Origin of the sequence: Niastella vici (assembly GCF_002077945.1) — a bacterium.
Lineage (GTDB): Bacteria > Bacteroidota > Bacteroidia > Chitinophagales > Chitinophagaceae > Niastella > Niastella vici.
In genome coordinates this window covers 33,065-49,405 of the sequence record NZ_LVYD01000041.1, presented here as the reverse complement: position 1 = coordinate 49,405, position 16,341 = coordinate 33,065, and the positions used below count along the sequence as shown (strand labels likewise).

12 protein-coding genes and 1 pseudogene are annotated in these 16,341 nt (G+C 45.2%); 7 read left to right on the top strand and 6 right to left on the bottom strand.

What is annotated here, in order from left to right:
* Nucleotides 1-3 precede the first annotated feature (3 nt).
* A complete protein-coding gene (locus tag A3860_RS09830) occupies nucleotides 4-3,603 on the top strand; it encodes a VCBS repeat-containing protein (protein WP_081146503.1) in 3,600 nt (1,199 codons plus the stop codon).
* A gap of 114 nt (nucleotides 3,604-3,717) precedes the next feature.
* Here A3860_RS09830 and A3860_RS09825 read toward each other — a convergent pair whose 3' ends face one another.
* On the bottom strand, nucleotides 3,718-5,040 hold the full coding sequence (locus tag A3860_RS09825; RefSeq protein ID WP_081146502.1) for a serine hydrolase domain-containing protein: 1,323 nt from the start codon (nucleotides 5,038-5,040) through the stop codon (nucleotides 3,718-3,720).
* A gap of 128 nt (nucleotides 5,041-5,168) precedes the next feature.
* Here A3860_RS09825 and A3860_RS09820 point away from each other — a divergent pair, with 128 nt between their 5' ends.
* Nucleotides 5,169-7,154: a DUF5696 domain-containing protein gene (locus A3860_RS09820; RefSeq protein WP_081146501.1), complete on the top strand. Its 1,986-nt coding sequence runs from the start codon at nucleotides 5,169-5,171 to the stop codon at nucleotides 7,152-7,154.
* A 6-nt stretch (nucleotides 7,155-7,160) separates the two neighbouring features.
* On the opposite strand, the gene A3860_RS09815 is transcribed toward A3860_RS09820, so the two are convergent.
* Together A3860_RS09815 and A3860_RS09810 are read right to left on the bottom strand one after the other, a co-directional pair.
* Complete coding sequence (locus tag A3860_RS09815; protein ID WP_081146500.1) at nucleotides 7,161-9,551, bottom strand: hypothetical protein; 2,391 nt, start codon at nucleotides 9,549-9,551, stop codon at nucleotides 7,161-7,163.
* Between the two features lie 6 nt (nucleotides 9,552-9,557).
* Nucleotides 9,558-10,586 (bottom strand): AAA family ATPase, encoded by a 1,029-nt coding sequence (locus tag A3860_RS09810; RefSeq protein WP_143774039.1) that lies wholly within the window; start codon nucleotides 10,584-10,586, stop codon nucleotides 9,558-9,560.
* Between the two features lie 111 nt (nucleotides 10,587-10,697).
* Here A3860_RS09810 and A3860_RS09805 point away from each other — a divergent pair, with 111 nt between their 5' ends.
* Nucleotides 10,698-11,870: a class I SAM-dependent rRNA methyltransferase gene (locus A3860_RS09805; protein WP_081146498.1), complete on the top strand. Its 1,173-nt coding sequence runs from the start codon at nucleotides 10,698-10,700 to the stop codon at nucleotides 11,868-11,870.
* Nucleotides 11,871-12,044: 174 nt separating this feature from the next.
* On the opposite strand, the gene A3860_RS09800 is transcribed toward A3860_RS09805, so the two are convergent.
* The 3 genes from A3860_RS09800 to A3860_RS09790 all read right to left on the bottom strand — a co-directional run bounded on the left by A3860_RS09800 (nucleotide 12,045) and on the right by A3860_RS09790 (nucleotide 13,624).
* Nucleotides 12,045-12,380, bottom strand: coding sequence for a T9SS type A sorting domain-containing protein (locus tag A3860_RS09800; RefSeq protein ID WP_081146497.1), 336 nt, complete (start codon nucleotides 12,378-12,380; stop codon nucleotides 12,045-12,047).
* Between the two features lie 149 nt (nucleotides 12,381-12,529).
* Nucleotides 12,530-12,997, bottom strand: coding sequence for a peroxiredoxin (locus tag A3860_RS09795; protein WP_081146496.1), 468 nt, complete (start codon nucleotides 12,995-12,997; stop codon nucleotides 12,530-12,532).
* A 54-nt stretch (nucleotides 12,998-13,051) separates the two neighbouring features.
* Nucleotides 13,052-13,624 (bottom strand): hypothetical protein, encoded by a 573-nt coding sequence (locus tag A3860_RS09790; RefSeq protein WP_143774038.1) that lies wholly within the window; start codon nucleotides 13,622-13,624, stop codon nucleotides 13,052-13,054.
* 429 nt (nucleotides 13,625-14,053) lie between these two features.
* On the opposite strand from A3860_RS09790, the pseudogene A3860_RS41625 reads away from it, so the two are divergent.
* The 4 genes and pseudogenes from A3860_RS41625 to A3860_RS09765 form a co-directional block, all read left to right on the top strand.
* Nucleotides 14,054-14,428 (top strand): annotated as a pseudogene (locus A3860_RS41625) (glycoside hydrolase family 27 protein); the annotation flags it as partial.
* A complete protein-coding gene (locus tag A3860_RS41840; protein WP_245843523.1) occupies nucleotides 14,429-14,578 on the top strand; it encodes a hypothetical protein in 150 nt (49 codons plus the stop codon).
* Nucleotides 14,579-14,776: 198 nt separating this feature from the next.
* Complete coding sequence (locus A3860_RS09770) at nucleotides 14,777-15,004, top strand: hypothetical protein (protein WP_081146492.1); 228 nt, start codon at nucleotides 14,777-14,779, stop codon at nucleotides 15,002-15,004.
* Nucleotide 15,005: 1 nt separating this feature from the next.
* Nucleotides 15,006-16,238 carry a purple acid phosphatase family protein gene (locus A3860_RS09765; RefSeq protein WP_081146491.1) on the top strand — a complete coding sequence of 411 codons (1,233 nt, stop codon included), beginning with the start codon at nucleotides 15,006-15,008 and terminating at the stop codon, nucleotides 16,236-16,238.
* Nucleotides 16,239-16,341: the final 103 nt, after the last annotated feature.

Genomic DNA, 16,341 nt, shown 5'->3' with positions numbered 1-16,341 from the left:
TGCATGAAGCATATCATCAAGGTTTTATCCGTTGTTACAGTATTGCTGATTTTTTTATCAGCATGCAACAATCACCACACCCTGTTTGAAACTATTTCCTCATCGCATTCGGGCATTCACTTCAATAATATCATTGTCGAGAATGATTCCATCAACCCTATCGATATGACCAATATTTACAATGGCGGCGGCGTGGGGATCGGCGATTTTAATAATGATGGCTTGCAGGATGTTTATTTTACCGGCAACCTGGTGCCCAACAAATTATACCTGAACAAAGGCGATCTGACATTCAGCGATGTTACCGAACAGGCCGGTGTAACCGGCGCCGGCCGCTGGTGCCGCGGCGTTACCGTCGTTGATATCAATAATGATGGATTAACCGATCTGTATGTATGTGCTACTATGTCATCAAATGCAACCCAACGGCAAAACCTGTTGTACATTAACCAGGGAGTTGATAAAAACGGCGTTCCGCAATTCAGGGATATGGCGGCTGAATATGGTTTGAACGACACCACTTTCAGCACTATGGCAGCATTCTTCGATTATGATAATGATGGTGATCTTGACATGTACCTGGTGGTAAATGAGATCAGGAATAAGGATAACCCATCGGTGTTCAGACCTAAAGTTACCGATGGTTCGCATTACAGCACCGGGCGATTGTATCGCAATGATTATAATACATCCCTGAAGCATCCGGTGTTCACCAATGTAACGCGCGAAGCGGGGGTAACCATAGAAGGGTATGGGCACGCCGTGTCGATTGCCGATTTTAATAAAGATGGCTGGAAAGATATTTTTGTTACCAATGATTTTTTATCGAACGACCTTCTGTACATCAACAACCACGATGGCACATTCGCCGATAAGGCAGCAACCTACTTCAAGCATACATCGGCCAATGGCATGGGACAGGATGTGGTGGATATCAACAACGATGGACTGGCCGATGTAGTGGAACTGGATATGAACCCCGAAGATAACTACCGCAAGAAAATGATGCTGGGGGCTAATAGTTATTTGATATATCAGAATTCAGATTATTATCATTATCAGTACCAGTATGTGCGTAATACCCTGCAGCTGAACCTGGGCCCAAGGGTGCTGCAAAAAGATTCCATTGGCGATCCGGTGTTTGCAGATATCGGTTTTTTAGCCGGTGTGGCAGAAACAGACTGGAGCTGGGCGCCGCTGGTGCAGGATTTTGACAATGATGGGTGGCGCGATATCCTGGTTACCAATGGCTATCCCAAAGATGTAACCGATCATGATTTTATTGCTTTCCGGCGGCAGTCGAACCAGGTGGCAAGCAAGGAGTTTACCCTGAAACAGATACCGCAGGTTAAGATCCATAATTATGCATTTCGTAATAACGGCAACCTTACGTTCAGCAATGAAACGAATGACTGGGGACTAACCACGCCAACATTCTCCAATGGAGCCGCCTGGGCCGATCTGGATAATGACGGTGATCTAGATTTCGTAGTGAATAATATCAATGATGAAGCAATGGTGTATAAGAATACGCTGCGCGATAAAAAGCCCGAAAGTGCGCATTATTTGCGTATTCATTTGCAGGGGAATGCCAATAATAAAAACGGATCAGGCGCCTGGATTACCTTACACTATCAGGGTCAGCAACAGGTGTATGAACAGAGCCCGGTGCGCGGCTATTTGTCATCGGTGCAGGGCGATGCGCATTTTGGATTGGGAAAAGTTACGCAGGTAGATTCAGTAGTAGTAAAATGGCCCGATGGGGTGATGCAGGTATTACAACAGGTAAAAGTCGACCAGGTGCTTATTGTTGACCGGGCAAAAGCGACAATTCAGTACAGCTGGCAGCAGGGTGTATTTGCTGAAAATGCTTTGTTCACAGATCTCACTGCTAAAACTGGCATACAATACACCCAAACAGAAAATGATTTTATCGATTTCAATATCCAGAAACTATTGCCGCATAAGTTGTCGGAGTATGGGCCGGCAGTGGCAGTAGGCGATATAGATGGCAATGGGCTCGATGATCTGGTATGTGGCGGCTCAGGCGGCTACAGCGCTACATTGTTATTACAAAATGAGAACGGCCTGTTCACAACAAAGTCGTTGGAACCTGGCGCCAGTGAGCAAACAAAACCCGGCGAAGATATGGGCATTGCCCTGTTTGATGCAGACGGCGATAAAGACCTGGATATCTTTATTGCCGGCGGCGGTTATGAACATGCGCCAAACGATGTGGCCTATGCCGACAAATTATTCATTAACGATGGCAAGGGCCGGTTTGTGTTAGATACCACTGCCATCCCAAAAAACTATACCAGTAAATCGTGCGTACGCGTGGCAGATTATGATAAGGATGGCGATTTAGACCTGTTCATAGCGGGCCGGGTTGAGCCTGGCAGTTATCCCAAACCGGTATCGAGTTTCTTGTATCGCAATGATTCAAAGGCAGGAAAAATGCAATTCACCGACGTAACGAAATCAATTGCGGGCTGCCTTGATAAAATTGGATTGGTATGCGATGCAGTATGGACAGATTTTGACAATGATGGCTGGCCCGATCTGTTATTAGCCGGCGAATGGATGCCACTGACGTTTATCAAAAACACGAACGGACAATTTAACAACATAACTCCACAAACCGGTGTGCAGGACCAAAAGGGCTGGTGGACGAGCCTCGTACCCGGTGATTTTGACAATGATGGCGATATAGATTATATAGCCGGTAACCTGGGATTGAATTCGTTTTACCGGGGAAGCGCGGCATATCCAGTTCGGATGTATGCGAAAGATTTTGATAACAATGGCGTGTATGATGCCATACCTTCATTGTATTTGCCGGCAAGCGCCGAACCCCCGCAACGGAAGGAGTTTATTGCGGAGATGCGCGATGATGTGGTGAAGCAGGTAGTAGGCTTCAAAATGAAATATCCGAATTATAAGAAATATGCGGCGGCCAGTTTTGATCAAATGTTCACCAAAGAAGAAATGAAAAATGCCCTGGTAGTGCAGGCTAACATTTTTTCGCATTGCCTGGTGAAGAACCTCGGCAATGGGCGGTTTGAAATACAACCCTTGCCGGTGTTTGCCCAGTTTTCGTGTTTGAATGGAATGCTGGTGCAGGATTTTAATGGCGATGGCAACCTGGATGTGCTTATCAATGGCAATGACTATGGTACGGAAGTTTCAGTTGGCCGGTACGATGGCTGCAATGGATTGTTATTGCAGGGTGATGGAACAGGTGGTTTCAGGCCTTTGTCGTTGCTGCAAAGCGGCATTTTTATTCCCGGCAATGGCAAGTCGCTGGTTGAGTTAAAAGATAAGTTGGGTAACTACATGTTAGCTGCATCACAAAACCGCGGCCCGTTAAAAATATATGGGTTGAAAAAGCAGGTGCATTGCATTGCTGTGGGGCCGCAGGATGTGCGTGCGGTTGTTAAATACCAAAACGGTAAAACGCAGTTGCGGGAGTTTAATTATGGCGCTTCGTTCCTTTCGCAGTCGGGCCGGTTTATAGTGTTGGATAGTACGGTAGCGAGTGTAGAGGTGATGGATAGCAGGGGCGGTAAGCGGGTATTGGGGGTTAATGGGGCGGGGAAGTAATGCGATATGTATGCCAGCAGGATCTTGTTGAATTGCTTTGTACACACAGTATTTGCGTATGACAATACCCTTAACCTGAACCGCAAAAGCTGCAACTCGTCTTGCAAAGCAATTTCACTTTTTCTTCAAAAAATACACATTATCCGTCTCCTTTATTTGCAGCGACCCTTTCTCCGGATCGAAGGCAAAGAACGTTCCCGTACGGGCATTCATGAAATAATCGGGATTTAGTGGTTCCGCTTCCATTGTTTTGCCCGCCGCATCAAAGATCAATTGGTTATTATCTGTTTTGCAGATCACTTTAAAAGGCAGGTTGCCCGAATATTCTCCAACATATTTAGTAAGACCGGTGCTGTTTAATACAGGTTTTTGTGAATAGGGAATGGTGTAGTTTTCATTAAAACATATTTTTTGTATTCCGTCCACAATATCGCTTCTTGGATATAAGATCCCATTCGTGATGTAGCATACTGCCAGTTTCTTTTCAGGATAATAGGTGAGCGCCGAATAAAACTCTTCTACTCTTCCATAATGTCCATACCCTTTAATTGAATTAAAGTCATAAGGAAACATCCCCATTCCATATCCATCGATCATGGTTTTCATACTGTCGAGACTGGCGTGGTTTATGAGCCGGCCGGTAAATAATTGCTGTATAAATTTCACCAGGTCACCGGGAGTTGATACAATAGAACCCGCACCACAATGAATGCTCACATCGGTTTCTTTCTGCCGGGCCCAGGCACTGTCGCCGTATTTGTAAGAGGCGCTTTCGTTCCGGCTGATATCAATAGGCTTTCCATAATTGGTATGGGTTAATCCGAGCTTTGTTGTTATTCTTTTCTCCAGTGCTACTGCATAGGTTACCTGGTCAATTTTCTCAATGATATAACTTAAAAGCAGGTAGTTTGAATTGCAATAATCGGCTTTTGCGCCCGGTTCAAAATCGGCGCCTTTGCTGGCGATTATTTGTAGTAATTCCTCATGTGTTTTGTGCTTGTCCATCCAGTCGGGGAAATTAGTGTCGTGGGTATAATCATGTAAGCCGCTGCGGTGGTAAAGCATGTCTTTTATGGTGATCTTTCCTGCATTTGGCAGCTGGGGAAAATAGGTGGCTAATTTATCCTGGAGGTGCAATTTGCCTTCCCCGATCAGCTGAAAGATCATAACGGTAGTGAACATTTTTGAAACGGAACCGATCCGGTATTTAGTATTGATATCAGGAGCGATCTTTTTATTGTTGTCGAGCGCAGTAAAACCAATGGCCCGTTGGTACACTATTTTACCATTCAGCGATACGGCAACGCTGCCATTTGCAAGGCCATGCCGTTGCAGCATGTTGAACAGGCTGTCGAGCTTTTTGGTATTGAGTGCTTGCGGGTAAGAGGTTGATAACAGGGCCAGGGTAAACGAAATGGTTAGAAAAAATAATTTCATTGATTGGGTATTTTCAGGCCTGTCAATATTGTTTAATGGAATGTAAAAGGGGTATGTGCACCGTCCCGCTAATCGTAGTTAATTGCAATATAGGAAGAACCATAAATATTATTCCTCAATAAAATGTTATGAAACCAAAGCACTGCCATCACCTGATTTTTGTGTTCGTCTTTTTTCTCTTCTTCTCCCAGGCGCTGTTTGCACAAACAAACCCGGTAAGGGTAACCAATCAAAATGGTACCTGGGCAATCACCGGAAAAAAGCAAACAGTGATTGTCAAAGAATCTGACCTGTCGGTGCGCATCAGGGCGGGGCGTGTGCAATGGAACATGGTTCCTTCCGGTGTAAATGATATGATCGTTAAAAGAAATGGAAAGGAATTTACCATTCGCCTGGCCGATGCTGGAAAAAGAAAAGTAGAGCCATATGAACCGGGTTTTAAAACAGGGATCATAATGACCCTTGAAGGCTGGAAGGATATTGATTGTAAATTATACTTAACGCTGGCCCTGGAAGGGCCCGATGAAGACCTGGTGTTTGATGTGGCGGCAGCCGAAAAACAAACCGTGGTACGGCAACTGAACTGGCCAACCGCGTTGGAAGCAGGCGAAGTAGATTATACCGTGCTGAGTAATGTACGGGGCGTACTGCTGCCCCGTAAATGGCCAAAGCCCTATAACCCTATAAGATCTTCTGAACCGGATGGTTCAATTAAAAAAACAGACAGGAGCGAATTACAAAGCAATGTCATTGAAGACTGGTCAATGTCGTGGTGGGGTTTTCAAAAAGGAACGGCTGCCATGATGATCATTATAGAAACACCCGATGATGCCGCTTACCAGTTCAATCATCCGGCTGGTGGGCCAACGGTGATTGGACCCCGCTGGCGGGCCTCGCTGGGAAAGTTCTCCTATCCCCGTACAGGCAGAATGTGTTTTATACCAGAAGGGAATTATGTGCAAATGGCAAAGCGATACAGGAAGTATGTAATGGAAACCGGATTATTTATTCCACTTACTGAAAAGATCGCTAAGAACCCGCAGGTAAAACAGCTCATTGGTACACCCATCATTCGCTCGGGTATTTTAACCGATTATAAAGAAGGTGGCGACCGCTGGAAGCGGGATACGGCCACGCGCTACCGGTTGACCACATTCGATCAACGGGCAGAAGAATTCAGGCAATGGAAACAAAAGGGACTGAATAACCTGATGGTGGTGTTAACAGGCTGGCCAAAAATGGGCTACGACCGCCAGCATCCCGATGTATTACCGCCGGCGCCGGCTGCCGGTGGGTATGAAGGAATGAAAAGATTGCAGAATGCGTTAAATGACCTGGGCTATTTGTTTGTGCTGCACGATCAATACCGCGATTATTATGTGGATGCACCATCATTCAATAAACAATTTGCCATTCATGAAGAGGATAGTATTAGTCTGCCTGCGGTTTTCCCCGGTACCCGGTTTGGCGATTTTAAAGAAGGAAATATCCCTTACATGGATTATTGGGATGGAGGTAAAATGAGTTATTTGAGCAGTACATTTATGCTGGGCCATGTGAAAAAGAATTACCAGGGATTGTTTGAAAATGGCATCCACCCCAGTGGAAGCTACCTGGATGTTTTCGGTTATGTGCCGCCGGATGAAGATTTTAGTCCGCAACATCCAGCTACCCGCACAACTGCCATGCGTCACAGAATAGGCGTGTATAATTGGGTACGGGCGAATCTGGGAATTGTGGGTACGGAAGCTGCCTGCGACTGGACGGTTCCGTATGTTGATTTTTCATCGCCGCTGAATGCGCGCAATGGCATTCCCATTCCTTTGTGGGACCTGGTATACCACGAAGCCATATTGACCACTTATAATTATGCTGATCTCAGGGGCCTGCTGTATGCAGGCCTGCCTCAGCTGGGCCGTGGGTTTGAAATAAATAAAGAAAACCTCGAAATGGTGAGGCGCATGGGCGATTTGAACAAGCGGCTCGCGTTCACCGAAATGGTGAAGCATGAATTCCTCGACAGCAATTATAAAAAGGAACGCACCGTATTTGCCGATGGCACTACCGTAACGGTTGATTGGGAGAAGAAGACGGTGGACGTGGTTCCCGAATAACCGGCCTTACTTACATGCCATCTGCACCTCAAAGAAAGAATCTGTTGCCGCAAAGGATAATGGATGCATCAGGTTGTCTTTCGTCCACAGTTCAAGGTTTATTATTTCATCGTATTGCACATTTGTAATTGGAATACTGTCGATAAGAGATAATTGGTTCAATAGAATGGTGTCGGACCGCCCATTTGTTGAGTTGATGACGTATTGTAAATTGGGTTTACAGTTAGCGGATTTTTTAATGACAGTGACAAACGATACGTTCTTATATAACTGAGGTGGATAAACAAATGCCGGCTTAAGAATGCCGAACAAAATATAGAGCAGAATGGCCGGCAGGGTTAGCATGGCTACTTTCAGGAAATTGATATTCCACTTTTCAAATTGCTTTTCCTGAATCAGGAATTCCTGCACCGAAGATTGGCCCGATTTGTATCTGGGCAATAAGACGCTGCCTCCTTTATCAACATGTTCTTTCAACGCCCATTCTGTAAGGCCTTTCCAATATTCGCTGATCACTTCCTTTGCCCCTGAATACTGCCGGTATTTATATTGGTCAAAAGAAAACAGAAAGAATGCATTGATATTATACTGGGTGTTTAATTCCGAATAGGCAGGCGAATCGTGAACGATGTTGAGCCTGGCTTCATCCAGTAATTCAAGGATGGTTTCCCGGGCGGTGGTCTCTGTTTCAACCGTTAATTCGGTTAATAACTGTAACCTTATAGTATCATCAAGCTGATTGGCGTATAACCAGGGAATACGAGCCAGCTTCAATAACAATTCATAAGAAAGCGCTGCTGTTGGTTCTTCATTGCTATTCTTTTTTAGCTGCGCATCAAACAAGGCGAGTGTAAGCGCCCACTGTAAACGCGGATATACGGCCAGCGAACAAGCCATCTGGAACAGCCTTTCATCGCCATTCAGGTATTGCTTTAGATCCTGTATATTATATAAATTGAAATCCGCAATACTGTATGAGTTTGACAGGCTTCTTGCCAGTTGGTGATTGCTTATGGATGCGTCATCGGCTATGGCTTTTGCCAGTAACACCACGGCCTCAATATCGGCAGGTACAAGCAGAAATTTACTTTGTAATTGCTCTTCCTGGTACGACCAGTCAGGCAGCGGTGTTGGCGTAATGATTGAGCGGGATGTCCAGTTCTGAAAAATATCAGTCAGCTCTTTTTTCAGGAGTTGATCCTGTTGCTCCTCGAAAAAAGAATATCCCTTTCCGACAATAATGAGGTGATAGCCCTTGTATTGATAGGCCAGGTTTGCCAGGGAAACCCAATTGCCATATTCATCCTGCACCATGTGTACATCACCTGTGAAACTAAACCGGATAACCGTGGTAACAGCGGCACTTATTATATTCACCAGGTAATTCATTAAATAGTTGATATGTGCATCACTATACCGGTCCTCCATTAAAATAAGATATTTCCTGTCTTTCCATTCCCTTGAGTATACCAGTGTTGAAAACCCGGCATTGCGGGCGCTTTGGGTTATGCTTCTTTTAACATCGAAAGCGGGGTTTGGGATAACGGCCGGTTTTTTTAAATGGCTTTTTATTTTCTGTAAGGCGCGGGGCTGGTGCACCAGGTAATCTCTTTCGGCGAATTGTATGGTTGGCTGAGCCAGGTCGCCTGCCATTTCAAACCCCGAAGCATTGGGCCGCTTTTTGGCCTCAGTACGTTTTATAAAAATGGCATCATCGGCGCGCTGCTTTTCTTTCATCTCCATTTTTTTCCTGCGCTCATAGAAAATGATCCAGGCCATAATAACGCCGAGGAGCGTACCAAAGGTAACAGCCATTTGCAGATTGAAATCAATGGGCACGGGTGCAATATACCGGCCAGATGGCTGGGCAACGATGTTGACCTGTTTGCTGCTGTTGGGCGTGGTAACGGGGTTCGCCAGCTTGTTTTCGGGTTGCGGTACTGGTTTCGGTGCTGAAGCAACGGGGGTAGTATCCTTTTTTACCTGTGCAACGGGTTTAGAGGAAACCGGTGCAGTTGGTTGATGGTTGTTTGAAATGTAAAACAAAATGCCGGCGATCACCACCGCCAAAAAACCGGCTATCTTCAGGGAGAATATCAGTTGTTTATGTTTCTGCCGCCAGCGTGTAACCGGAGGAACGGGTGGGGGAGGGATCTTCGTTTTTTCTGCCACGTACCCATCGATGATGCGGTGAATATGCCGTTGCTCTTCGTCGTTTTTGGCTATTACCGGCGTAATAAGGTATTTCAGCCGCGCTGGTTCCATGCGGGAAACCGGAGTAGTCAACAAGGCCGCCTGTATATCGAGTGTTTGCTGTATGGAAAGCTCATACCCGCTGGCTTTCAGGCGGGCCAGCAATTCTTCCAGGGGAATTGTATATTGGTTCTTCTTCTCCAATCCGGGCTAGCTGAGTTTTAATAATTGTTCTATTTCATCAAAGTCTTCCTTTGTTTTCAGCAAGGTGTACAGGCTTAACTGCAGGGCTTTTTTACGTTCGGGCGGCAGGTAGCCAACTGTATTTACATTGATATCTTCTCTTATGAGGTTTTCCATGTGCAGCACTTTTAACCAGTCGAGCAGTTCGCTGGTTGATGGTGGCTTAACATGCGTTTTACTTCTGATCAAATGAAAAAGCTTCAGCGCCCGCTGGTAGTGATCGTAAAAATCCATGTTAGCATGATTGCCCAGTTCTTCAAGGAAAGGCGTTATGCGGTGCAGGATGATCTTTATAAGGTCTTCTTCTGATGGAAAAGGAATATGATAAAATAGGCACCGGCGTAAAAAGGCATCAGGCAGGCTTCTTTCGCTGTTGCTGGTAAGTATCACCAACACCCTTGTTTTGCGGTCTTCACTTTTAAAGATCTCTTTTTCGCATTCGGGTATATAGAACCGGTTGTTTTCGATTTCATTTAGCAGGTCGTTGGTGAGGTCCCTGGGTGCTTTATCAATTTCATCGATCAGCAATACCGAACTGCGCGGTTGTTCGTGCAGGGTGTGTAAGTTCCGGATGTCCGATAAGGCGAATTTTTCGATGGCCGCATTTCGTCCCTGGGTTTGACAAATGGCCTGTCCCATTCCTGCCAGACTGATAAAGCTGGTAACGTTCTTTTTGCCTTCTTTATCCTGGAAGTGCGAAATGGCGTCGTAATTGTAAAACAGGTCGCGGCCCGATGAGGTACTTTTTATATTGAAGACAAATGGCTCGGGCACGAATTGGGTAATGTTATGGTCTGATTTCCTGCTCAGGTACCAGGCGGCCCAATGCGCCAGCTGGGTTTTACCTGTTCCCGGTTCACCGGTTATCAATAATGGCTTTCCCAGTTTCAGGGCCAGGAAAATGGTTGCTTTTAACGGGTTGGCGTCGTTTAAATAATAGTATTCAGGGCTTTTATCATAATTGCCGAAACCAATGTGAAAATTCTCTGCTGCCATAAATGGTATGGTATATGGTGAAAAGATAGTAAGCTTCAATTGGTTTTGCAAAAGGAACCTGTCACAATCCAAAAAGTCGCATTGTCGCGCAATAATTCTACTTTTGCGCGAATGAATCAGGTAGTATTAAAAAAGAAGATCGGTCAACGGGTGCTGAACGGGCATCCCTGGATCTTTGCCAATGAAGTGCATGAGGCGCCGGAAGGGTTGGAACCGGGCGCCGTAGTAGATGTTTACACCCACGATAAGAAGTTTATCGGGAAAGGTTATTTCAACCCCCGTTCGCAGATCCTGGTGCGGTTGCTTAGCCGCAAAAAGGAAGACGTTATTAATGAGGAATTTTTCTATAACCGCCTGCTCGAGGCCTGGCAATACCGCCAGCAGCTGGGTTATGTTGAGAACTGCCGCCTTATTTTCGGGGAAGCCGATAACCTGCCGCAGCTGATCATCGATAAGTTCAACGACTACTTTGTTATACAAACCCTGGCCCTGGGTATTGATGTATGGAAGCCCGCTATTGTAGCAGCCCTTGAAAAGATCTTCAAGCCCAAAGGCATATACGAACGTAATGATGTGCCGGTGCGCGAGCTGGAAGGATTGCAGCAGCAGAAAGGGTTTTTATCTGCGCCCTTCGATACAAAGATCACCATTCAGGAAAATGGCCTGAAGTTCTATGTTGATATCGAGAATGGGCAAAAGACCGGTTATTTTCTCGATCAGCAGGACAACCGCCGCGCCATTCAACATATTGTAAAAGGAGCCGATGTGCTGGGCACCTTTACCTATACGGGTACGTTTGAAATTCATGCAGCCCATTATGGCGCCAAATCGGTGCTTGGCCTGGATATTTCACAGAACGCAGTAGATCAGGCGAACCGAAATGCCGCCCTGAACGGGGTCGATAGTATCTGCAAGTTCGAGTGCATGAACGCATTTGATGTGCTTAAAGGCTGGGCCCGAGAGGGAAAACAGTATGATGTGGTTATGCTCGACCCACCTTCCTTTACCAAAACAAGGGATAATATTCAAAAGGCCATCACTGGTTATAAAGAGATCAATTTGCGGGGAATGAAACTGGTGAAACCCGGTGGCTTTCTGGTAACATCGAGCTGTACCAACCTGGTTCAACCCGACCTGTTCTTACAGATCATACAGTTAGCGGCCAAGGATGCCCGAAGAAAAATACGGCAGGTAAATTTTCAAACCCAATCGGCCGATCACCCCATCGTTTGGGAATGGGAGAATACGCATTATCTGAAGTTTTTGATAGTGCAGGTGCTGTAGATTGCAGCAGGCCTGCCCAATAGCGCTTCGAACGTACAAGTCCCGACTGAAGTCGTCGGCATGCCGATGAATCTGCAAAGTGACACAACAGCTGGCGATAGTAGTACCGCAGCCCGGTATAAAAAATAAGTCTCCCGATGCATCGGGAGACTTTATAATTAGGTAGATATAGTATTATTTAGAAACCTGGAACTTGCCGGAATCAATCACCTTGCCGTTCTTGTCTTTCAGCTGAAAGATATAAATACCCCGGTAAAAATCGTTGAGGTTAACCGTGGTCTTGGGAGTTACGTTATTGATTTCCTGTACTTTTTTGCCAATAAAGTTATATATCTGCAGGTTCAGTGATTTATCGTAGCCGCGTTGAAAGTCGAAAGTGATAATTGAAGTGGCAGGGTTCGGGTAAAACTTTACAATGGTGGTCGCAGGGTCTTCTCCGGGATTCCGATCCTGGCTTTTCGCTTGTAATGACAATAAAAGGATAGTGGACAATGCGTAAAAAATCTTCATGTACGATGATATTTTACAGTTATTGCTCAAGATATTTCCTTTTAACCAAAATTACAACTCCTTTGGCAATAATCCTGCACTTAATAGGGGAATCCAATTACAATTTTTGTACACAACTAAGATTTTAACCCTATTTTAATTGATAATTATCAATTAATTGCGGCCAGGGTTGACTGTATTGCCTCAAAATCGGGGAAGTCGCTGGCCTTTTCCAGGATTTGGGCATAACGGATAGTTCCCTCCCGGTCAATGACAAAAGACGCTCTTTTTGACACCCCTTTCATATTAAAACCAAATTCCTCGTATAAGGCGTTGTATGATTTGGATACTTCTTTATTAAAATCGCTCAGTAACGGAAAATTATAACCCTGTTCTTCCTTAAACTTTGCCAGTGTATATAAAGAATCTACACTGATGCCCAGCACCTGTGCATCGATATTATTAAATAAGCTCATGTTATCGCGAACATAACAAAGCTCTTTGGTGCAAACGCTGGTAAAAGCCAGGGGGTAGAATAACAGTACCACTTTTTTGCCGGTAAAGTCGTGCAGACTTACAGTGTTCTTTGCGGAATCGTATAAGGTAAAGTCAGCTGCTTTTTCGCCAGTTTGATTCATTGTAAAGTAATGTGATAAATTGCTAATAAATGACGGGATGCAAATTTACCACATTTAGTTAGTAGCTAAAGAAAGAATATTCTTCTGTAATTCAATATATCGTTTGTAAAACCGCCTCAGGGGTTCATACTGGGGATCACGGAAAGACATATCTGTTAAGCCATTGCCTACAGTCACATATTGTATCAGCATATCGTGATCGAAGAAGAACACTTCGCCGTGTTTGATCTCATCTTCATAATAGGAGAGAAAGTCGGTCTCATACAACTCCATACATATCAATCGGTTCCGGTTCATATAATAGGTTTCGGTGTATTCCAGGGAATCAATCCGGTAACGAACCTCAAATACAATGATGTTATTGTTGTGCACTGTGTAATACCAGGTTTCTTTCAGCGGCTCATCTTTCCGCAATATTTTATTGAGGTAAAAGGTGCGTTGCGATTTAAGTGAGAGGCTATCTGTTTCGTGGATCACCTGGTCGATATTCGTTCGCCAGTCATACCTGTTTTGAGTAAACGAAGTGGAAGAAATGGTTAGGGCAACAATGGTGATCAGCATTGTTAATGTCAGTCCGGTTGGTTGGAGCGGACGGCGGTAGGTCTGTATCGCTGCCGGGATTCTCATGTTTATTAAATTTAAATTTTTTTCAGCGAATTAAAAATACCAAACACGAAAAAAAAGATGCATGTGCATTAGTTTTCCGGGGCGGAGAGATAAAGGTGGTTATGGGGGGCCGCACAAATAAAGGAAAGGGTTTGCAGGATGTGGATGAAACAGCGGTATTGACCTACTTGCTTAATACAATAAGTGTACCCGATAATGGTCTTTGTACTGTTTGCGCACCAGGAATTTTTAAAATTTCAACAAACGTTTGCGTGTTTATTTTGTTCGCCGGTTGGTTATTTTTGATTGAACGGTTTTCTAAGTCATTGCAGTTTAATTCCGTTCATCGCAAACCTAACGTATGATCCTGAAAAGCTTGCAACCACTCTCTGCATTTCCCTCTTTATAATATTCGTAAAAGCGCAATCACCCGTTGCCTCTGCGCCGTCAATGGGTTGGAATAGCTGGAATTTATTTGAATCAGCAATTTCCGACAAATTGATCGGGGAGGTAGCTGATGCTCAGGTTACCACAGGTATGACCCGGGCGGGCTATCAATACATTGTACTGGATGACTTTTGGGTGGGCGGCCGCAATGCCAGCAACGAATTGTTTCCCGCTCAGGTTCGTTTTCCCAACGGTATAAAAGCACTGGCCGATTATGTACACGCCAAAGGATTAAAACCCGGCATTTACTCCGATGCCGCTTAGCCCACCTGTGGCGGCGTAACAGGTAGTTACAATTTTGAGGAACAGGACGCCACAACTTTTGCTAAATGGGGAATCGATTACCTCAAGTACGATTATTGTAACGCGCCCGACGATATGGCCACCGCCGGTGGTCATCTTTGGCGCACGACCTGGGATATACGGGATGCCTGGGCCAGCGATCAATACGATAATGGCCACAACGGTATCATCAATACCCTTGATAAACAACGGACTGGAAAAATATGCCGGTATGGGCGCCATTGAAAACGTTGACCAGAGCACTTTCTGCACATGAATGCGTGGTTTTTTAACTGAACGAATTGAGCACCACTTAGCAATAAGTTAATGAAGGAGTGGCTCCTGTTAGCAGAGTACTGCTTGTTTTGTACTGTATATGAGACACTTAATAATAGAATAACATAGGTTGGGTTTCTTTGTGGCCATTGTAAAGCATGGAACTTCATGAGAAAGATATGGCATTACGTAAAATACCTGTTCACGCAGAACCGGTTCCCACACTGGTTACCCAAACAGTTGATGCAGGAAATTTCTTTCTTAAGCTTTCATGAAGGCGCATGCTGTGTAACCTGGCGGCACTTTCCCGCGTCTTACATTTTTGAACAACCGTTTGCAGAAAGTTTATTCTACCTGCCTGATTATTTTTACCACAAAGCCAATATTCAATCTTAGTATGGACCATCAAAAAAGTAATAGCCGACGTCATTTCTTACAATCATTGGCCGGCGCAGGCGGGGCTACCATGGCCGCCAGTCTGTTGCCTTCGGCCCTGCAGGCTTCATCGCCATTGCTGAAACCTGCCAACCCATTGGCCGGACATATATTTACCGCAACGCCCTATCTGCAACAGCCCACCCCCGATTCCATGGTCGTGATGTTTATTACCAACCTGCCTGCCTATAGCTGGGTTGAGTTTGGCGAAACAACTACCCTGGGACAAAAGGCTCAAAGCGTAACCAACGGGCTGGTAGATGCCTATAACCGGGTGAACCGCATTCGCCTTGGTAAACTGAAACCGGGTACAAAATATTATTACCGCGTGATCTCAAAAGAGATTACCGGGTTTGAACCGTACAAACTGACCTATGGCGATACGCTCGAAAGTGACCTGCTTTCATTTAGTACGCCATTGGAGAAGGGTGGCGCCATGCGCTGCCTGATCCTGAACGACATTCACGACAGGCCGCAATCCATTCCACACCTGCTGCAGGTTAATGGGGCCGAGGGGTACGATTTTGTGTTCTTTAATGGTGATGTGTTCGATTATCAAACCGGCGAACAACAGATCGTTGATCATATGCTGCAGCCCTGCATCAGCAGCTTTGCCAGTGAAAAACCGTTTATGTATGTGCGGGGAAATCATGAAACAAGGGGAAAGTATAGCCGTGATCTGCATCAGTATTTCAGCAATCCACAGGGGAACCAGTTTTATACTTTTACCTGGGGGTCGGTACATTTCACCGTACTCGATACCGGTGAAGATAAAACCGATGATACCCCGGTGTATGCCGGTATTGTTGATTTTGATGCCTACCGCCGCGAGCAGGAACAATGGTTGCAGGAAGTGATGCAAAGCCGGGCTTTTAAAAAGGCCAGATTTAAAGTAGTGCTGATGCATATACCGCCATTTTATTCGGGCGACTGGCATGGCACCATGCATTGCCGCGAACTGTTCAATCCGGTTTTTAACAGGAACCGCATTGATATGTGCATCAGCGGCCATACGCACACCTATGGCGTTCATCCGCCTGTAAAGGACCAGCACGATTATCCAATTATCATTGGCGGCGGTCCAAAGGAAGGCCAGCGAACTTTGATCAGGTTACAGGCCGATGACAGTAATTTGCGGTTAACCATGTTAGATGATAGCGGAAAAGAAGTGGGAAATTACCTGGTAGCGAAATAGGAAGTAATTGCTGATTTTGAGATTTAGGGATTGGGGGATTTGTTCTGATTTTAGATTTTCGATAAATCTCAAAATCTCTAAATCCCGAAATCTCTAAATCTCC